Origin of the sequence: Carboxylicivirga longa, assembly GCF_050589825.1 — a bacterium.
GTDB lineage: Bacteria > Bacteroidota > Bacteroidia > Bacteroidales > Marinilabiliaceae > Carboxylicivirga > Carboxylicivirga longa.
Map to the genome: position 1 here is coordinate 1 of NZ_JBNGOZ010000020.1, position 20243 is coordinate 20243.

Below are 20243 nucleotides of genomic sequence, written 5' to 3' on the forward strand. Positions count from 1 at the left end.
GGGGTTTTGTTATACTTTTAAGATAGTAATAATTATCTAGATATCAAAGATATAAGTCAACTTATGAATATCCCTATACCAACTGTTATTTTGCTTTGGGCATTATGAAGCAGGTGCTTTACATTGATCCAGATAAGAATTTGATAATGGTCCGCTTGGGAGCAACCGGCGACAATGAATATTTTAATCTGATGTATCAGGTGGGTAAGTGTCTATAGGTGCGATGGCTTTGATTAGACTGGGATATCTATATTTTTAATGAAAATGTCGTTATAATAATATCATCCCTCCTGAATTTTTAAAATATTAGCATTATCGGTTCTTACCCTAACATTGAGCCACTGGCTCTAAGATAACATTGTGCCGTTGGCAAAAATTAGCAGGAGAAAGATCTTCCCATTCGAGGCAAGATTTATAGAGAATTGCAGTAAAGAGGAATTTTTACCCTTCCCAACAAATTAATAAGTATAGCTCATCGCTTAAAGGTAAATAACCCTGGTTGTAACACAGATGATAAGTGGCGCCTTTTTGTGTGGTGTAGGTGCTTGTAAAGTAGTTAAAGTCAAAGCCCTCCTGTAATAGTTTTGAGCGCTTCACCTTGGTCTTACCCGATGGGTTGAGCTCCTGCAGAATGGAGAAGTTCTTTTTTAGTGTGCGATTAATCTTTTGCACCAAAGTATTCTCGCTGCTGTATCTTCGGTTATTATAGGTATTGCGACATTGGTCGGAGCAGAATTTCTTATCGATACGGCCAATAATGGGGTCGTTGCATACCGGGCATAAACGCTTTTCAGGCATAAGGTATTGTTTTGTAAGTGTCAGATAGGTAAAGTTATAACCGTTTTTAAGCAATTGCAAACGGTTTTAAGCGAAAGCTAAACAACTCTAAATACTTATGAACCGACTTAGGTCTTATTATAGCCACACCTTTGTTCCATCAATTTATTATTCATTTAAAAATAAGTGTCATGGTAAGTTTAAGGAACAGAGTTCAGTTAGTAGGAAATTTAGGAATGGATCCTGAAGTTAAAGTTTTTGATAATGGTCGTAAACTGGCCAAATTCACCTTGGCCACCAACGAAAATTTTAATGGTGTAAACGGGCAGGAGCGCACAGAGACGAAATGGCACAATATTGTTGCCTGGGGGAAACAGGCAGATATAGCACAACAATACCTTCAGAAAGGCAACGAAGTGGCCATCGAGGGCCGATTAACCCACCATCAGTACGAAGATAAAAACAAGCAAACGCGCTATGTTACCGAAGTGGTTTTGAGTAGTTATGTGTTGTTTCCTGGTTCTAAAAAATAAGTAGAGGCAAAAATTCGATACAACAATGGTTTCTCATTCTAAAACCTGACAGCACGTAGTGAACGTCAACTATGGCGAGCAGATAGTTTATGTCTGTAGTGCCAACTGTCTAAAGGGTAGAGAGATGTTTGAGGGCATCGGGCCAAAAGGTGAACGCTTGACTATGGTTTAAATCAATTGTAATTTGAGCATAATCAAATTTAAAATTAAAGTTATGCGAAGAATAGGATTTCTAGTGTTCGTTCTCTTTTTGGCCTTTAGCTTTCAAGAAGCTACTTGCCAGTCGTTTATAGAGAGAATGGCCAAGAAAGCGGCTAAAAAAGCCGAAAAGAAAGCGGAGCAAAAGGTAGACAAAGAGACTGATAAGCAACTGGATAGCCTAATGAAAGGGCTGGAGCCGGGTGATGAAGCCGAAGAATCGGGCGATTATCAATATAACATGACGGCCTGGGCCGAGCGGATGGCAGCCATGGGCTATTCAGGCGAACCGGTGACTATTGAGGATGCTTACGCTTTTACTTCGTCCATGACGATGAAAATAAATACGTACGACCAGAATGGCAAGATGGAGAGCGATGGGGTGGTTAAGATTTATTCCAACCCGGGCGCTAAGACCTTTGCTTATGCCTTTGTTTCAGGTAACCTACAGGGGCATAACGAGCAGGGGAAAGGGATGATGATTATGGATGCGGAGAATAAAGCTACCATCATTATTAACGATGAAGAAGGTGAAAAAACAGGATTGGTGTATGGAGGCGAAGGAATGGCAACTGGTAGCTGGTATGCCGATGAAATAAGTGATAATATTGAAGTTGAGCGCGAAGATGTGGCAGCCAAAATAACAAAAACCGGCCGCACCAAAACCATTCTGGGCTACCGCTGCGAAGAGTATCAATTCAAGGATGAGAATAGCGAAGGCTGGGCATGGATAACCCGCGAGCTGGACTGGGCAAGTGATGATTTTATGAGCTCCATTTTCAAATCCTCAGAGGGTAGTCATGGCATACTCGGTGGCTTTTTAATGGCCAGCGAGCAAGTTGATTTGCACGATGGTGAGAAATCAACCTTCACGGTAACCGAAATTAATAAAAAGGAACAAGCGTCTTTCACGATGGCTGATTATCAGCTCACCAATCTGGGAGCGATAAAAATGCCCACCAACGAGGCGACTGATAAATAAGCTGATACCGACCTAATATCAAAACGTTCTCAGCTTACTATGGCTTTTTATTGTTTATTTAATCGATACCTCTACCTTATAATTACAGCTTTTTAATTGTTCGGGTAAGTTACGTAAATCGGCTGTGCCTACTGCAATACTGGTGGAATCTACCCCTTTTCCTTGCAGCAGGTAGTAGCTTAATTGCTCGTTACGATTCAGCAGCAGCTTGGTGAAAGCATCCTGCAGCTCATCTTCACCAATTAGTTGGCGGCAGGCAGCCATAAGGCTCTTTCCCTCTGAGTTGGGTACTGACTGGCTGATGTAGTTCAGGAACTCCGGATCATCGTCGGCCATAGCAGCCAGGCGCTCGTTATACCGGGCAATTTGGTTTTCATTATTGGTTGGCATTGTGTTTTGTAGCATTCGCTTTTTTGCCAGATTAATCGCCAGGACGCTTTTTTCTGTTTCAGGGTCGGTTTGTTGTCGGAAGCTGAAAGTGAGCTGTGGCTTCTTCTCCAATATATGGGCTATTTTATCAAGGATGTCACGCTGTTTTACCGAGAGTGAATCCTGTGCGTAGGGCATCGGAATATTTTCCAGCTCCTCCGGGCGCGTGCCAACCAGATTGGCTAAGGCATTAAACGGTGAAGCAGCGGCTTTTATCAGAAGGTTTGAAAATGCTTTCCAGATGATTTTGCTGATGCTGAAGCTTGGATCGGACGGATTGCCTTCAACAGGCAGCTGAATTTTAATTTGATCATTGGGATCTTTCATTAAGTACAAGCCTAACTTAACCGGTACTTTTATTTGAGGTTCGTTTTGTGTTTTATCGCCTATTTCCAATTCATTAATGGCAATGTCATTGTTATTGAGCATGTGGGTTGGTGTCATGCGAATGCTCAGGTCGTAGTTAACAAGGCCTTGAGTGATTGGTCGGGCAATATGAAATTCAGAGTAGGGGGAGAAACTCAGTAGTCCCAGTTTTTGCAGTTTAGCATTGAGGCTAAATTTCGTGGGTTGAACCATATTAAGGGTCGATTGTCCGGTTAGTTGTCCCTGGTCGTTCATGTTAACCGCAAAAGTAACCGGTACCTGTTCGGCTGCGTTGGTCACATCTTTCAACTGGATGTTAATATCTTTTAGGTCGTAATAAAACGGGCGGTAGAGTGTATGGTCCGAAAACAGTATTTCGCCCTGCTCAATAGTTAGTTTATCAATTCGATAGGCCAAGGCAGAAGCGGCTATGGTATCTTTAGCAGCCTCATTTTCCTGCACAGTGCTATCGCCAGGCATAATTGGCAGCAGCATGCGCTCAATATTGGTCATGTCCTCATACAAACTGGCGGTTACCCGCGGATGATTTACTGTAAGGTGCGAAAGGTGATAATCTGTCTCTCCAATATTCAGTTTTTCTAAACCAACACTGAACTCTTTAAAGCTTAGCACATCTTTATTCTCCAAGTCCCAAATGCGAAACGAATCGATGCTGGCTTCTCCACTCACGGTAACCTGGCTGGTCTCAATCATGTGGCCAACAATATGCAGCCGGGTATTAACAAAGCCCTCAATACCCCCGGCATCAATGGCATCTACCACGTAATTCGATATGTTATCTAAACTCAATTGGCCCATTTCAAAGTCAACAGTGTATTCGTTTTTTACCTGGTCCACATGCGCATCCACAAACACTTTACCGGTCTGGCCAAATTCAAAGTCGATGCCAACATCAGACGATTCACTATCCCAGGCAATTAACGGTAGGTCGAGTGAGATGTCCTCCAAATCAATTTCGTTATTAACGGTTTCATCTAAAAAGTTGAAATTTCCTTTGTTGAATTTAAGGTTGTGAATGGCAAAACGAAAAGGCTTGGATGGCACCGTATCTGCTACTTCCTGGTTCACTGAATCCGTTGCCGGAATTAAGTCATCGAAATTAAACCCGTTTTGATTGCGAATAACATGAAGGTATAAGCTATCGAGTAATATGGAAGAAAATGAGTATTCATTACTCAATAGCCGTGTAGGGTCGAAGTTAACCGATAGCTCTCTGAAACCCGCAAATGTGTCTTTTTCATTGGCCTCATAAACAGCGAGTTCTGATGCAGTGATGGCCACCCTGAAATAGTTGATGCTTAAGTCGTTTAATTCAACTTTTCGGCCAATTAGCTCTTTACTATTCTTGTTGATGTAATTTTTAACGAGGGTGGAGAGAAAGAAAAGAAAGATGAAGAGTAGCAGTGCCAGAGAAATTAGCACATAATACCTTTTTTTTATTGCTTTCATCATGGTGGGTGGGTTTGTTAAATGTTTTTACGGGTTCATAAGCCTGTGATTTAAAGATATATAAAATATTTATGACATCGACCTATCAGGGTTTGTTTTTATGTGAGTTAGATTATCAGCACTTCAGCAATGCCTACTTTGGGTACGTTTTCAATGTCAGTATTCGTTTTTAACTGTGGTTATTTTTCATTCAAAGGAATGTCCATGATCAGGATGTTGGCATTTGATAACGCTTCTATTTCAACTTGATCAACATCGGTAATAGCCATGGCATCGCGCTTATTCAGGGTATGATTCTTAACTTGAATTTGGCCGTCAATAACCATGAGATAAGTCCCATTACCTTCTTTTTTCAACAGATAATTGCCTCTCCATCCCTTATCCACGTTTCCCATATGAAACCAGGCATCCTGATATATCCACACACCTTCATCATTTTTGTTAGGGCTTAAAACCTGGTAGAGTTGATTCTTCTTCTCCAGCGATTGAAGCGATGTCTGTTGGTAGCGTGGTTCAACATTCTTCTTGTTTGGGAATAGCCATATTTGAAACAGGTTTAAGGGCTCTTTATCACTTCCGTTAAATTCGCTGTGAAAGATGCCTTTGCCAGCACTCATTACCTGAATCTCACCGCTATCGATGTAGGAGGTATGTCCCATGCTATCCTTGTGCGCCAGCCGCCCTGACAGCGGGATGGTAATGATTTCCATATTGTCGTGCGGGTGAGTATCAAATCCGCACGATGGTGCAATCACATCATCATTTAAAACCCGTAATACACCAAAATGTACTCGTTCCGGGTTGTAATAGTTGGCAAAGCTAAAGGAGTAATTAGCTTTCAGCCATCCATAATCCGCTGTTCCCCTGCTGTTGGCTTTAAAAATTTGTGTTTTCATCGTCCTGAAATTTTGTTAAGAGCAGATGTACATTGTTTGATGTGAAATAAGTTACAAAAATCAGTGCATCAACTTATATCGTTTATTGTATCTGTTTTGTTTTTATAAATCGATTCAGATAATTATCGGAAGGCAAAAGTTCTTTGGAATAGAACTGAACTTTATGTTACTTCTGAAAATGTTGTTCGATTGGCTCGTTCAGTCGTTGAGTACAAAGCCTACTTTGGGTACGTTTTCTATGCTAACTGTTTCATCGTCTTTGAGGTATTTGCGCAGCTTGGCGATGAATACATCGAGGCTACGTCCGTGAAAATAATCGTTTTCGCCCCAGATACTGATGAGTAAGTCTTCGCGTTTCACAATCTCATTTTTTGACATACAGAGCATGCGCAAGACATCGCATTCCTTCTGGGTTAGGCGCTTTGAGAAGTCGGGCCCCTGGAGGTGTTGATTGGCTGAATCAAAATAAAAATGTCCGATGGTGAACTCTTTTATCTGCTGCTCTTGCTGTTCGGTCTGCATCTCAAGGCGGTTAAGAATAGCTTGTATGCGGCATAGTAACTCATCTTCGTCAAAGGGTTTGGTCACATAATCATCCACGCCCAGCTCAAAACCTTTGATTTTATCTTGCTTCATGGCGCGGGCTGTCAGAAAGATAATGGGCACTTTTTTGTCCTCCTGCCTGATGTTTTCAGCAATGGTGAAGCCATCCATCCCGGGTAGCATCACATCCAGTATGCAAAAGTCATACTTGCCTTTTTTAAAGGCGTCGAGACCTTTTTTTCCATCCTTGTACAATTTTACATCGAAGCCGTTCGATTCAAGAAAATCAACCAGTAGAAAGCCCATGCTGATGTCGTCTTCAACAAGTAATATTTTAGCCATTGCTGAGGGGTAATAAAATAGTGAAACACGTTCCTTTTCCTTCTTCACTTGTAACAGTTATGCTGCCTTTGTGTTCGTCAATTACTTTTTTAACAAAGGTTAAACCCAGACCAAAGCCTTTTACATCGTGTACATCACCCGTTGAAACCCGGTAGTATTGATCAAAGATATAGGGCAGTTCCTTTTTGGCAATACCAATGCCCTTATCACATATTCTAATACGTAGTTTATTTTTAATTTTATCGGTAGTAATGCTGATGCTGGGCGATGCTTTGCTGTATTTGATGGCGTTGTCCAGTAGGTTAGAAAACGCCATGGTAAGACGTCCTTTATGGGCAGGCAGTTGATGTCGGGTAGCTTTGTAGTTAGCTTCGACCTTTCCTTGCCGTTCGTTAATACGGTATGCAAAGGATTGTACGAGTTCCTCCAAAAGCTTCTTCAAGTCTATTGGCTCAAGGCTTGCCTCTCTTCCCGCATCGCAAGAGAGATTCAGTATTTCTTCCACATGTCCTTGCATGCGCTCATATTCATTGAGCACCACCTGCGCATAGTCACCTGTTTTATTGCTGTCGGTTTTCTTTTTGACAATAAGATTAGCAGCTAAGCGTATGTTGGCAAGCGGGGTTTGAAATTCGTGCAGCATATTATTCACAAATTCTCGCATTTGCTGCATTAGCATTTGCTCGCGCCGCATTAGTCGCAGCATAATGGTGAATGAAGCCAGCAGAAAGAGGATAATAATAATAGACATACTGAACAGTCCGCGCATTTCTGCCATTAGAAAGCGGTTGCGATCAGGAAATTGAAGGCGCAGGCGTATGCCCTCCCGCTCCAGCAGTCCGTTGAGAGTTTGCTGATAGCATTTAGGTCCCCACAGGAATGAGCCATTGTTGGCAAACACCGTATCTGTTACCGCAAAGGAGTAGGTGAGGGGAAGGTTGTAGATTTCCAGCTGTGCGTGTATGATGCTATCTACTTCCTCACTTTTTTCGCGCGCATTGAGGCAGTTGCTGCCACAAAGGAAGCGATCCATGTCCGGGCAGAGGCGCTTGCCAATTTCATCGCGGGCATCTTTAAGGGCCATCACCACCCGATGATTAAAGTTTTTTTCTTCGAGGCGAGCCGACCGTACTATGTAATCGATTTGAATAAATAGCAGCAAGGCCAGGGCCACAAAAGTGCCGACCGATAGGATATGATGTTGCTTATTTTTTCCCATTAAGTTAAAAATAGTCATTCTTATTAATGCGCCAAAATTACCAAAATAAAAGACCTCCAAATCTGTTTTTAACATCCGCTTAACAGGAAATAACAGGTGGATAACGTAATTTTACTCATCACAAACTTAGTTTTGCTAATAACAAACAATAGACAATCATCATTAAAACAGAAAATTATGAAAAAGACATTAGCTCTATCGGTACTTTTTGTGTTCACTATGGCTATTACAGCGCCTGCCATGGCTGCTACGCTGGATCAGGAACCTGTAAAAACTGAGAAGAAGGCCGACGATAAGAAGAAAAAAGGCGAAAAGTGCTGCGCTGAAAAGAAGGCCTGTGCAGAAAAAAAAGCATGCACAGAGAAAAAGGCCTGTAATGAGAAAAAAGCCTGCTCTGAAAAGAAAGAGAAAAAGAGCTAAGGGAATAACTGCTCTTCAGATTAACGCAAAAGCTGCTTCATGGAGGCGGCTTTTGTTGTGTTTGGCCTAAAAATACTTGTTTGTAATTGTGTATTGTTATTTTTACGCGATAAATTAAGTTAGCGTGACCAACAAGCAGCGAATAGACATACCCGATATTGGGCCCGTGACCATACGGTTTAGCGGGCGTGCCCGATATATTAACATCCGCTTAAAACCATCGGAGGGAATTATTCTTACGCTGCCTTACGACAGTAGTGTGGAGGATGGCATCTCTTTCTTAAAAGAAAAGAAAGCGTGGGTAAAGTCGAGCCTTGCAAGGCTCGCAGAAAAGGAGCAGCAATGCACTTTGTTTGATGAGCAAACAAATTTTAAGACGCGTTCTTTTGCTTTGCGGATCAGTAGTCATGCACAGGCGAATATAAGAATAGCACTACAGAATGGTGTGTTGCGGGTTTATTATCCTGCCAATCGCAAGGTGACCGAGCTGGAGATACAGGAAACGATACGCTATGGTATAGAGGAGGCTCTGCGTCTGGAGGCCAAGCGCTATTTGCCCATGCGTCTTGACCATTTGGCACGACGGCATGGCATCCCTTACGCTAAGGTGACTATTAAAAACCTGAAAACACGGTGGGGTTCCTGCTCTGCGGTAAATAATATTAATCTGAATCTGCATTTGATGCGCTTGCCCGATGCGCTGATTGATTATGTGTTACTGCATGAGTTGTGCCATGTGCATGAGAAAAATCACGGCCCCCATTTTTGGAGGCGTTTGGATAGGATGTGTAATGGGCGGGCACGTGAATTGGATACTGCAATGAAAGACTATCGTACCAAAATATATTAACATGAGGTGGGAACAATTATTATCGACGGTCCGCACGGGACAGGAAAATCAAAATCAGGATAAACATGATCGTACGCAGTTTCAGCGCGATTACGACCGCCTCATTTTTTCATCGCCCTTTCGGCGCTTACAGGATAAAACGCAGGTGTTTCCCCTGCCGGGTAGTGTATTTGTACATAATCGACTTACACACAGCCTGGAAGTAGCAAGTGTGGGACGATCGTTGGCCAATAATATTGCCGCCAAACTGTTGGAAAGTGGCATGGGTAAAGCGGAGCTGGTCGCTGAAATAGGATCGGTGGTAGCAGCGGCTTGTCTGGCGCACGACCTGGGTAACCCTCCCTTTGGCCATTCCGGTGAAGCGGCCATCAGTCATTACTTTAGCGATGGGGCCGGCACCCGCTTTAGAGAGCGTTTGAGCCCGGAGCAGTGGACCGATATAACTCGTTTCGAGGGAAACGCCAATGCCTTGCGTATGTTAACGCATGCTTTTAAAGGACGACGAAAGGGAGGATTTGCCATGACCTATACTACCGTAGCGGCCATATTAAAATATCCTTATGCCTCCAGTGCTAATCGTAAGAAATTCGGCTATTTTCAGTCGGAGAAAGGAACTTTTGAGCACATTACAAAAACCCTGGGCTTGCGTTTGATGGATGAGGAGAAGGGTATTTACGCGCGTCATCCCCTGGTTTATCTGGTGGAAGCAGCTGATGATATTTGTTATCAGATTATGGATATTGAAGACGCCCATAAACTGAAAATTCTTTCTTATGAAGAGACCTATGACTTGTTAACCGGATTTTTTGATAAAGAAACGGAAGCCCATGAGTTCGCGCATATAGTCAGTATTTTTGAGGAAGTGACCGATAAAAATGAGCAGATGGCCTTTTTACGCGCCAAGGTAATTGGTAAGCTGGTGAAGCGTTGCACCGATATTTTCTGGCATCATCACGATGAAATATTGGCAGGTACTTTTTCAGGCGGATTGATTGATCATCTTGAAGGACGCGAACAGCATGCCATGGAGCAGTGTAAAACAACAGCTATCAGCAGGATATACAAGCACCCCTCGGTAGTGGAGATTGAGATTGCCGGCTACCGCATTCTGGGTACGTTACTCGATCAGTTTCTCAAGGCCGTAACGCACCCCGATGATTTTTACTCCAAGATGTTGCTGCCTTTTATTCCGGAGCAGTTTAAATGTGAACGCGAAGAGCCGCTTTACGACAAAATTCAGTCGGTGCTGGACTTTATATCGGGCATGACGGATGTGTATGCGCTGGATTTATATAAGAAGATTAGTGGTACTGGCTTGAAGTAGCCCATGATGAAGAATGGTGCTTCTGGTGATTATTGATATTAGCCGATTAAAGTGGGACGGTGAGGATGCCCAATGTTTACGATCTTATCTTAAGAACATCTTTCGGTGATAGACCTTTTACTTTTTTAAACATGGCTGAAAATTTAGAGAGGTTTTGGTAGCCCAAATCATACCCCACTTCCATCACAGAATAATCACCTGTTTTCAGCCTGCGATAGGCTTCGTCCATTTTGGCATGGGTGTAGAACTGATAGATGGAACAGTCATACAGGGTTTTGAAGTCGCGCTTTAGTTTCGACGTGCTAACCCCAAAATTGGCCGCTATCTCTTCGATTGTAATCCTTTGGCTGAAGTCTTGTGTAAGGCGATCTTTGATTTTTAACAGACGCTTATAATCATCGATATGCAGGCCTTGCAGCTCTTCGGCCTCCACATTGTTTTTCGCCATAAACCATATTGCAGTTAGGGCTTCAATGCCGCGGGCGATTACCAATGAGCGCTTCCCAAATTCAATTTCTCTGAAGTAGAAAATATCGTCCGTGATGCGCTCAATCTCCTTGGATAAGATGGTGCGGTAGGCAATGGGATCTCCGCTGCCAAAGGCCACATCGTAGGTGGGTTTCGATTCGGGAAGTAAAGCCATCAGTGCCTCTTTCCTAAACTTGAGTCCGATGGATCGGAACTTGCAGTCAGCCGGAAACTCAGCCACTAGCGGAAACAGCCCATTGTGTGCAAAAAGGCCTTTGGAAGTGCCCACTTCCACATGCTCCTGCCGCTCTGAATAGCGTTGCGTTAATTGTCCTTCCTTAAATATATTAATGTGAATATAGTCGGGGTCATTATCTACAATTCGGTTCACAACTAATACCTTATTGCTCTTTGCTTCAACTACAATTAGTTCTATGTCCTTGTATAGCTGATGCACGGTAAGATAAATTTCCAATGCGGCATTTTTTATGGTGTAGACCCCGGGTGTTCGTTGCCCGCCAAATGTGTTGTACAAGGCATCAATATAGTTTTGAGCCGGTCCTTCTTTTATGTCAAGTATTATTCGTTCCACTTGTTTCAGCTGTAGCTTTAAGCATAAAATTAGTGCAAATGAATTAATAATCAAAAAGATGAAAAGAGCCGATTGGGATATTGTCTGACACTTTTGGGGTAAAAACCGTGGCTTTATCATTGCATCTTTGTAATGTAAAATTTAATTATTAATTCATTTAAATGTTTGAGTCATGAAAACTTTAAAATCAATTTTCGCCGTGAGTATTTTTGTAATGGGTTTAAGTTTAACTTCTTGTGGTAGCGATAATAAATATATTGCCCCAGAAGGCTCACCCGAGCATCCTATTTACACAGAAAAGCCGGTTCATTTGCCCGGGGGAGAGGCCGTTCAGCCTTTGCCGCCTGAGATAGGCCCCAAGTAATTTTTTATCCTGAGTCGATACTCGTGACTCTGTATATACTTAAAGGTTGCCTGTTATTTTACTGGGCGACCTTTTAGTGGTTGGCGGAGAAGGGGATTTGTTATTCAACTAATATTTTAGTTAATTTGAATAACTAAATCTTTGCCCATGAGCCCAAAATCTATTTTCGCCATAATCAGTATCTTATATCTGAGTTCGTTTTCGTTATTTGCACAGTCCACACTTCAATTGGCATTAACCGAGGGAGACTATCAATCGGTGATAGCACAGTTGAAAACACGCTCTGCTTCCCTCACAGCCACTGAGCGTTATTATCTTGCATTGGCGTATCAGCAGAGTGGTTATCCGCAAAAAGCCATTGAGCAGCTCTTGCCCGATACAATAAGTCTGGGGCGTCAGCAGCACGATTTGCTTTGCAAGTGTTACTTGGTAACCGGTAATTATCCAAAGGCATTGCCCCTTTGCGAGCAGCGCTATGCCGAAGAGCCGCAGGAGGTGGCTAATCTGTTGCGCTATGCCGAGATTAATGCCTTCTATAAGGATTATGCACATAGTATCCGCATTTTGGAGCCTTTTGTGCAGCACGACTCCTTGAATTATTCTGTTAATATGATGCTGGCCGAGGCCTACGAGCGGTCTAACTATATTGAGAAGGCCATTGCTATGCATAAAATGATATTGCAACAACAGCCCGATAACCAGAAGATTGCGCTGCGCCTGGCTCGTCTTTATTACGGGCATAAGGATTATGTGGCTTGTCATGATTTATGTGTGCCGTATATAGAGCGGCTGGATAACAACAAGAACTTCTTGTTGATAGCCGGCCTGGCCAATTTCAAAAATGGTTCCAATCATAATGTCTTGGTCATGTTCCGACGACTCGAGTCGCAGGGCGACAGTTCTTTGATAACAAAGAAGCACTTGGGTATTGCATCCTATCGTCTTGAGAATTATGAGGCTGCTTCACGTTACCTTAAGGCAGCTTTCGAACTAAAAAAGGATGATCCGGAAGTGGCATTTTTTTTGGGTGCCTCACTGGGACAGTCCAACACACCGTTGAAGGGTCGACCCTTTTTGTGGTTGGCTAAAAGCTTAATACAACCCTCTCCTTCGCTCATGGAAAAGATAAGTGTTAAGCTGGCCATGATTCATTATGATATCGGTGATTATCAGTATGCCATACGCAGTTATCATGAGGCATTTAAGTACGATAATAAACCACAGTACATCTATCATCAGGCCAGTATATACGATCATAAGCTGCACGATGTGCAGAAGGCCATGGAAAACTATCAGCTTTTTCTCGATTTATTACCTGATGATTTAGATTCTAAAAAAGGAAGTGAACGCTATGCCATAAAGCTTAAGCAGGTTGTGGAGCAAAGGCTTACTGCGCTGCGCGAAGATGATTTTTTCAAGAATGGGATATAGGCATCGGCTTTACGGCAGGATGGTCTGGTGTGGTTATTTGTCGCCAGAAAAAATTTATGAATTATAATGAGTTTGTTCAGTGTTTCTTATCCCCGGGGTTTTGTGGCAGTCATCTGTGACAATCCGCGATCCAAAGCATGCTTTGTGATATGCGTAAAGCCGGCATCTTTCATCCATTGGCTCACTTCATTCGTCGAGTAGCAGTCTCCTCCCTTGACACCCACTAACATATTGATAGAAAAAATGGCGCCTTGCAAGGGCTCTGTCTTATCAGTATTCATAATCCAGTCTTGAATAACGATGCGTCCACCGGGGTTTAAGGACTTATAGCATTTCAGGAGAAGGGCTTTGTTTGTATCTGCGGTATTGCTGTGAATAATTGCAGATAAAAATGTCAGGTCGAAGCCGGTGGGTAGTTCGTTCTGGGTGTAGTCGCCCTCGTGCAATCTTATCTTACCGGTAAATCCTTCGTTTTCTATAATATCTTTCGCAATGGGAGCTACACTGGGGAGATCAAATACGGTGGCTCGCAGACTTGGTTTTTGTTTGATAAGTGCCATGCTATAAACGCCAGAACCACCCCCTACATCCAATACCGAATCTGTATTTTCAAGATCAATGTTTGCAACCTGAGAAGGTGCCTGCTTCATGCCCCGGAAGTGCATGGCCCTGATAAATGCCTTTAGCCACTCTTCACCCCGTTCATTGATGGTTGGGGTGTGTGCCGCCTGTCCTGATCTGATCACATCAGTCAGTTCGCTCCATGTATGCCATAGGTGACCCGTATGCATCAGGCCACTCATGTATGCATCGCTTTCTTTGGCCAGATAGCGCCAGCTGTCTGTTGTATTGCCAAAACCTGTCTCGTTTTTAATGAGCAGCTCCATAGCTACCAGCGCATTAAGTAATCGTTCAGTGGCCTGCTCGTTGAGGTTTAGTTGCTCAGCCAACGATGCAGCACTGTAATATTCTTTGCCCAGTGCCGAGAAGATATTCAGTTCATAGGCCGTTAATAGTATGCGGCTTTTTTGAAACGATACCGCTGTTTCTTGTATTTCCTCAGGTTTCATAGTTTGGTAATAGGTTTATTGCTTCATTGAATAATTTGCACGCCTCGCGTTATGAATGATAAGCCTTGTTGACCGTGGGTCGATATCATTACTGCCTCAAACAGAGGAGGGTTTTTCGTGTCGGCCGCGGCCCAGTCAAAAACAAAATTGGCACCTGAACCACCATCGATATCTTGTTCCTCAATGACGATTTCAATGGTCTCCAGCGGTTTTATGTAAATGGGTTTATCGATATATTGTCGTATGTTCTCACCCAGGGTATTATAATAATCGGCGTGCAGAATATATACCGTGTCGCTAGGCGATACATTGCGCATACTTACCGTTATAGTGAGGTCAAAAGTGCGGTGCTCGTGTATGTGATAGATATGCGAGTATAGGGGCAGGTAGGTTTGACCCTTGGTGCAGTGGTCGAAGGAGTCAAGGCTTGTTTGCTTGCTTTCCCAATCGGCCTGCTGAATTGGATATTTATCGGTTTCCTTGCCGGTGCACGCATTAACGATGAGTGCAAGCAGTAGCAGGAAATAAGTACTTTGGATAGCTTGTTTCATATCGAATGAATTATCACGTTTTTAGTTTTTTACTATAGGGGAGATGGCATTATATTTTTGCCACATTTTTTTGGCAAGCGTAATGGGGTCGCCTTTGGGACTTGCCGGATACGGATTTTGCTGTTGGGTCCACTGTTCTTCCCAGGCGTAAAAATCAATTTCTTCGAGCGGAATTTCTTTCAAATCCTTTCTTAAGAAATCGAAATACATTTTCCATCGTGGATAATAGAAATCTTTGAGCAGACCCGACCATTCTTTGTGGGCATACTCGTGCAACTGTCCGCCATCAGCTGCTTCACGTGGCCCCCAGGTGGTGATTTGCGTACGGGCATTCCATTCATACAAGCCTTTTTCTGCGTCAGTATTCCCTTTGGCTCTGGCATGGCTTATCCAAGCACCCAGTAAAAATTCTTTTCGTGAGCCAACCAAAGTATCCTGATCGAGCACCAGCTGAAGGAATTCCTCGCTCTTTTGATCGAAAAGATTAAGATCCTTGATGTTATAAGCCGCTATCACCTCCTTGTGTAATTCATTCGCTCTATCGGCTAATACCTGGCGCATCACATCTACTACATCATATTGGTAGGTATCCACATTTTTTAGCCTGTCTGCCTGAGACAGTAAGAGGGATGCGGCCTTATGCAGCAGGCTGGGGTCGTAGTTAAGTACGGCATTTCCCCATCCCGAAACATGGGTGATTTCGCGAGCGGGGCGTGCGCATAATATCGATTCGGTGGTGCCTTGCTGCCTGCGATTGCAAGCGTATACGGTGTGATGAAGCAGTGACCAGGCGGTTTTTAGCTCCTCATTAAGCAGTCCGTACCTCGATTTAATATAGGTATCCAGCCATTTGTCAACCTCTATTTCGTCTTTGTGCCAGGGTAATTCAAACAGTAACTCGTATACTACCGGATTGTTATCAATGCCCTCGGGGGTAGTTCCAATTCCCACCATGCCTGGCTGATCCGATTTATTTCGCATCTTATAAACACGATTGGCCAATTCATCCATTTTACCGTACATGCCAGTATTGCCTCCGTAGTTATGTACCATACTGAAGATGTAATCATGTTTTCCAAATCGCTTATTCACACTCATTCGGTGGTCCGGATGGTCAATAACAGAGAGGTCTTCGGCATGTAAATCCAGTATTACTACTTCACCCTGATCCAGGTGGTCTATCATTTTGCGTTTGGGGTTGCCTTGCCACGATTGCATTACCCATTTGGCTTTGGGGTTGATCTGCTTCATGGCCCGGTAAATGGCATCGCCCGATGCTTTCAGGTCAACGCCTTGTGTGTTGCCTCCTTCATGAAAGGGATCGCCCGCATAATAGCAACTTGTGCCAAAAAGCTTTTGCTGCTCCTCGTAATAGATGCTTGCCATTGTATTAAACAGCGAGTCGGTGGGTAAAAGAAAGGCCGGTCTTTTAAAGCCACACCACAGGCCCGGATTATGTATATCGGCATCGGGAAATTTTTCATTTAGATTGCTTGGCACCATGCCATAGAAGCCTTGAAAGACTGGTGTCATACCATATTCTTTCATCCGCTGCTGTATTTTTTTTCTTAGTTTGATCTGGCTTGTTATCCAGCTATCGGGTAGCGGACCACCCCAGCCTTCTAGGTTATTCATATAAAACCAGGCAAAGTAAGCGGGGCCCGATAAGAATGTTTTGATCTCCTTATTGCTATAATTCAGCCGTTTCAGCGTGTTTTGCCAAACAGCTTCTTCGCCAACAATCATCAAGGGCATGTTAACACCATGCAAGGCCATCCAGTCAATTTCCTGTTCCCAACGCGCCCAGTCCCACCAGGCCATGGAATATGAGTAGGTGCAGTAGTTGAAATAAAATCGCTTATTCAGCTCTGTAGATTTTCGTATTTTGGGCATTACCTTAGGTAGGGTAGCAGGCCAGTCGGTATTGTTTCCGCACCATGATATTTGGTTGTGGCAATAATACTTTATGTACCAGTTTAATCCACTGCTAATGGATAGCAGATTGTTGCCGCGAATGATCAACTTGCCGTTAACGGTTTCCAACTCAAAAACATCGTCGTCTGCATCGGTTTTGATTAACTCAAAATCGAAATTATGCATCTGCTGGGGCCAAATGCGCGACAGTAAGTCCCGGATACTCTTAAACGTTTCTTTATCGCTTGTGCAACCTGCAAGCGAAAGTGTTATTATGCAAAAAAACAGGATTCCTGTTATGTATATTTTTTTCATATCGATGGCTTATTTCTTTCTCTTATTAAACGAAAAACTCAGGTTCTTTCCGTTCAGAACAATGGGTGTAGAGTCGCTCTCTAATTTCATCAATCCTGGCATTATCCAATATCCTGGCTTGTTCTGGACAGTAGCGGGTGCAGGCACAGCAAACAGTGCATAGTTCGCCATTAGTATCAACAGTCTCGCCAATGGTAATTGCATCTGTCGGGCATGCATCAAGGCAAATGCCACATTGGGTGCATCGGCTGTGATCTGTATAAGGATGCACAGTGGCCGGCATCTGTTTATAAGGTTTATAAGGATAGTTGCCTTGAATGGCCGGCTCCTTCCATACTGCTGTTTCCTTTAGCTTTTTCTTAATAAGATTTGCAAAATCCTTACACTTCTTCAAGTCCGCTTCATCGGGACGATTGGGGGCGATGGGCATCTCATTGGTAGAGTAGGAGTGCTCGCCAATAAAGGCCGCTCCGGCGATTACCTTAAAACCTGCATTATGCACAATGTCATTTAACTCCAGCAGGGCATCCTCATAATCGCGGTTGCCATATACCACTACAATTACCACCGGCGACTGATGACCCTTCAGCAGTTTTAGATTTTCGAGAGCCGGCCGGGGCAGGCGTCCGGCATATACCGGTAAGCCAATTATGGTAAGCCTATCGCCTGGCAAATCCTGTAGCGCTTCCTGTTTACCACGGATGAGGTTCATTTCATGGATGTGGGGTAGGCCTATATTACCGGCTATTTCGTTTACAATGGTTTTGGTGGTTTGGGTTGGTGAGTAGTAAATGCTTGTTATGCTTTTCATTTTGCTTGTTGTTATATTTTCACCTCATACGCCATTATAGTTAATCAGGCGCTATTTGCCGAAATTACAAACCTACCAAAATACCTTATACTCTTGATGCTTTATTTTTTTTGTGTTGTTGTATTTTTTCAGAATTTAGGATCTAATTTCTCAAATTCATATTTTAAGTATTCTTTGTATAATTTTGAAATGGATTTTATTTCGCCAAGTATGGTTAGTATATCATTGGCCATTAAAATGGTGGAGCCATTAGGGGCAAAGGTTTTATTGTTTCTTTCAACTAAGGCAACTAAAACATCTTTGGGAAGTTGGATATCTTTTAGTTGACGTCCAATCATTTGGCCCTGAGGAGTGCCCTCCAATAGTTTGATGCTCACAAAACGTTCGTTTTGCAATAGGTACTCCTTTATTTCCCGGTGACTATCCATATTGATAAGCGCCTTCACTACGTGTTCTCTGTCTAAAATATCAAGTATGCGCGACAACATACGTAATTGTTGTTTCGGATTATCTTCTGAATTAATCAGGAATACGCAGATTTGTACCGGCATTTTCAATTCGTAATTCTTAAAAGGCAGTGACCCTCCAATGATATGTTTAGATATTAATATTTGTATCGAAGGCTCAAGCACATCTTTGTGCTTCGCATGAAACACCAAAACATTAGGCAGGGCAATAAACGATTCGTCAGGAGTAGAATGGATAAACTTATGAATAACCTCATCCTGGCAAAGATTGAATTTGGCACAAAAATTATGCGATACTTTATTCAATATTTCCTCAAAGGTAGTTGGGACTTTAAGGACAGATATTTTAGATTTTATTACAGTTTCATCAAATGGATCGCCCTCGCGGAGACCCTTTTCTTTTAATATGGTCATTAACTCATTTTCCAGCTCGTCGTACTGGTTTTTGCCCAATAGCGCAAACCAATGATAGACGGCTCCTTCGCGCTTAACTTTCCCCCGCGAATGAAAATGATACCATAACAGTCCCATCACCACAATACCACTTGTGAAAAGAACAGGCATCCACCCTAAATAGATAATGAGAATAAATGAAATAATGATGCCAACAATTTGCATAAAGGGATAGAGGGGAGATAGGTATCCCGGGTCATATGACTCTATTTTACTATTGCGAAAAACAATGACCGAGAAATTGATGAAAATAAAAATGAGTAGCTGGAAGGTGCTGGCCAATTTTACAATGCCTTCTTCTGACAACAGCAGAATGAATAAGATAATTAAGGCCGTAGTAAGTAATATGGCTACTACCGGGCTTCCTTTCCTGCCAATTTTTGACAAAACTACAGGAAATAATTTGTCCCGTCCCATTGCAAACGGATAGCGTGATGCTGATAAAAGACCTGCATTGCCTGTTGATGCAAAGGCGGCAAGGGCTGCAATGGACATTAACCATACTCCCCCATTATCAGGCAACCATTTAAAAATCTGTTTAGCAGCTGTGGCTGCCGGTGCCATTTCGTTTGCCAGGGCGCTGGGCTCAATCACAGCCACCATAATAAAAACTCCCAAACCATAAATCAGCCCAGTCACCACTAAAGACAGGATCATGCCCAGGGGAATATTTCTTTCAGGTTTTTTAATCTCCTCAGCAACACTTGCAATTTGTGTTAATCCCAAATATGAAACAAAAACAAAGCCTACTGTGGTAGCCAGGCCCCCAATGCCATTGGAAAAGAAAGGAGTAAACTGGGAAGTAATGGATTCGTTTTTTATGGATTCTGTTGTGAATATGGATAAAAGGCCGTCTACAATAAATGTGATTAAAATGACTATCAGAAATACGACAAAGACTTTTTGAAAGGCCGATGTTTTTTTTGCTCCCACAAGGTTTAAGGCCATGAAGAAAATTGTTGCAATGATGGCAACTATTTTGGTGGGAACATCCCAAATGATAGCCGCATAAGCACCAATTCCTATGATGGCAAATGCTGTTTTTAGCATAAGCGCAAAGTAAGTACCCAGTCCACCTATGGTACCCATCACTGGCCCCAGGCTTCTGTCCAGAAAAAAATAGGCTCCTCCCGATCGAGGTAAGGCAGTTGATATCTCAGCAATGCTAAACATTGCTGGTAATATTAATACGCCCGCAAGTAAATATGCCAAAAATACAGATGGTCCGGTGTAATGCGAGGCAATTCCGGGCAGCAAAAAGAATCCTGAGCTAAACATTGCCCCGGTACTTATGGCAAAAACATCGAATAATCCCAGGTCTTTTTGTAATTTACTTTTATTAGCCATACATCTGAGTCTTTATTTCAACAATATGATGCATAGCAAGATAAGAATAAATCCTTATTAGTTCTGAAATTATTTGGCTGGTTTCATCAGATCTTAATGTGATTTTTTTAT

Annotated in this window: 18 protein-coding genes; 7 read left to right on the forward strand and 11 right to left on the reverse strand. The window is 42.8% G+C overall.

What is annotated here, in order from left to right; genetic code table 11:
• Positions 1 to 441: 441 nt before the first annotated feature.
• Entirely contained in the window at positions 442 to 798 is a 357-nt protein-coding gene (locus tag ACRD7A_RS15110; protein ID WP_430811968.1) for a hypothetical protein, read from the reverse strand.
• Positions 799 to 968: 170 nt separating this feature from the next.
• Between ACRD7A_RS15110 and ACRD7A_RS15115 the strand changes: the two genes are divergently transcribed.
• On the forward strand, positions 969 to 1310 hold the full coding sequence (locus ACRD7A_RS15115; protein ID WP_430811969.1) for a single-stranded DNA-binding protein: 342 nt from the start codon (positions 969 to 971) through the stop codon (positions 1308 to 1310).
• 214 nt (positions 1311 to 1524) lie between these two features.
• Positions 1525 to 2490 (forward strand): DUF4412 domain-containing protein, encoded by a 966-nt coding sequence (locus ACRD7A_RS15120; RefSeq protein ID WP_430811970.1) that lies wholly within the window; start codon positions 1525 to 1527, stop codon positions 2488 to 2490.
• Between the two features lie 54 nt (positions 2491 to 2544).
• On the opposite strand, the gene ACRD7A_RS15125 is transcribed toward ACRD7A_RS15120, so the two are convergent.
• The 4 genes from ACRD7A_RS15125 to ACRD7A_RS15140 all read right to left on the reverse strand — a co-directional run bounded on the left by ACRD7A_RS15125 (position 2545) and on the right by ACRD7A_RS15140 (position 7755).
• Positions 2545 to 4758, reverse strand: a complete 2214-nt coding sequence (locus tag ACRD7A_RS15125) for a DUF748 domain-containing protein (RefSeq protein ID WP_430811971.1) — start codon at positions 4756 to 4758, stop codon at positions 2545 to 2547.
• A 176-nt stretch (positions 4759 to 4934) separates the two neighbouring features.
• Positions 4935 to 5651 carry a pirin family protein gene (locus ACRD7A_RS15130; protein ID WP_430811972.1) on the reverse strand — a complete coding sequence of 239 codons (717 nt, stop codon included), beginning with the start codon at positions 5649 to 5651 and terminating at the stop codon, positions 4935 to 4937.
• 198 nt (positions 5652 to 5849) lie between these two features.
• Complete coding sequence (locus tag ACRD7A_RS15135) at positions 5850 to 6536, reverse strand: response regulator transcription factor (RefSeq protein WP_430811973.1); 687 nt, start codon at positions 6534 to 6536, stop codon at positions 5850 to 5852.
• Positions 6529 to 7755: a sensor histidine kinase gene (locus tag ACRD7A_RS15140; protein WP_430811974.1), complete on the reverse strand. Its 1227-nt coding sequence runs from the start codon at positions 7753 to 7755 to the stop codon at positions 6529 to 6531. Before ACRD7A_RS15140 ends, ACRD7A_RS15135 begins: the two co-directional genes overlap by 8 nt.
• 177 nt (positions 7756 to 7932) lie before the next feature.
• Between ACRD7A_RS15140 and ACRD7A_RS15145 the strand changes: the two genes are divergently transcribed.
• From ACRD7A_RS15145 to ACRD7A_RS15155, 3 genes are all read left to right on the forward strand, one after another.
• Complete coding sequence (locus ACRD7A_RS15145) at positions 7933 to 8175, forward strand: hypothetical protein (RefSeq protein WP_430811975.1); 243 nt, start codon at positions 7933 to 7935, stop codon at positions 8173 to 8175.
• A 124-nt stretch (positions 8176 to 8299) separates the two neighbouring features.
• Positions 8300 to 9025, forward strand: coding sequence for a M48 family metallopeptidase (locus tag ACRD7A_RS15150; RefSeq protein ID WP_430811976.1), 726 nt, complete (start codon positions 8300 to 8302; stop codon positions 9023 to 9025).
• A 1-nt stretch (position 9026) separates the two neighbouring features.
• A complete protein-coding gene (locus ACRD7A_RS15155) occupies positions 9027 to 10349 on the forward strand; it encodes a deoxyguanosinetriphosphate triphosphohydrolase (RefSeq protein WP_430811977.1) in 1323 nt (440 codons plus the stop codon).
• 76 nt (positions 10350 to 10425) lie between these two features.
• Here ACRD7A_RS15155 and ACRD7A_RS15160 read toward each other — a convergent pair whose 3' ends face one another.
• On the reverse strand, positions 10426 to 11409 hold the full coding sequence (locus ACRD7A_RS15160) for a helix-turn-helix domain-containing protein (RefSeq protein WP_430811978.1): 984 nt from the start codon (positions 11407 to 11409) through the stop codon (positions 10426 to 10428).
• Positions 11410 to 11581: 172 nt separating this feature from the next.
• On the opposite strand from ACRD7A_RS15160, the gene ACRD7A_RS15165 reads away from it, so the two are divergent.
• Together ACRD7A_RS15165 and ACRD7A_RS15170 are read left to right on the forward strand one after the other, a co-directional pair.
• The gene (locus ACRD7A_RS15165; RefSeq protein WP_430811979.1) at positions 11582 to 11773 is read left to right on the forward strand and encodes a hypothetical protein; all 192 of its coding nucleotides are present in this window, start codon (positions 11582 to 11584) and stop codon (positions 11771 to 11773) included.
• Positions 11774 to 11920: 147 nt separating this feature from the next.
• Positions 11921 to 13204 (forward strand): tetratricopeptide repeat protein, encoded by a 1284-nt coding sequence (locus ACRD7A_RS15170; RefSeq protein WP_430811980.1) that lies wholly within the window; start codon positions 11921 to 11923, stop codon positions 13202 to 13204.
• 86 nt (positions 13205 to 13290) lie between these two features.
• On the opposite strand, the gene ACRD7A_RS15175 is transcribed toward ACRD7A_RS15170, so the two are convergent.
• From ACRD7A_RS15175 to ACRD7A_RS15195, 5 genes are all read right to left on the reverse strand, one after another.
• Positions 13291 to 14274 (reverse strand): methyltransferase, encoded by a 984-nt coding sequence (locus tag ACRD7A_RS15175; protein WP_430811981.1) that lies wholly within the window; start codon positions 14272 to 14274, stop codon positions 13291 to 13293.
• A gap of 23 nt (positions 14275 to 14297) precedes the next feature.
• On the reverse strand, positions 14298 to 14825 hold the full coding sequence (locus tag ACRD7A_RS15180; protein ID WP_430811982.1) for a DUF3124 domain-containing protein: 528 nt from the start codon (positions 14823 to 14825) through the stop codon (positions 14298 to 14300).
• A gap of 21 nt (positions 14826 to 14846) precedes the next feature.
• A complete protein-coding gene (locus ACRD7A_RS15185; RefSeq protein WP_430811983.1) occupies positions 14847 to 17054 on the reverse strand; it encodes an alpha-N-acetylglucosaminidase in 2208 nt (735 codons plus the stop codon).
• Between the two features lie 25 nt (positions 17055 to 17079).
• Positions 17080 to 17865, reverse strand: a complete 786-nt coding sequence (locus ACRD7A_RS15190; protein ID WP_430811984.1) for an EFR1 family ferrodoxin — start codon at positions 17863 to 17865, stop codon at positions 17080 to 17082.
• 128 nt (positions 17866 to 17993) lie between these two features.
• Entirely contained in the window at positions 17994 to 20132 is a 2139-nt protein-coding gene (locus ACRD7A_RS15195) for an amino acid permease (protein WP_430811985.1), read from the reverse strand.
• Between the last annotated feature and the right edge of the window lie 111 nt (positions 20133 to 20243).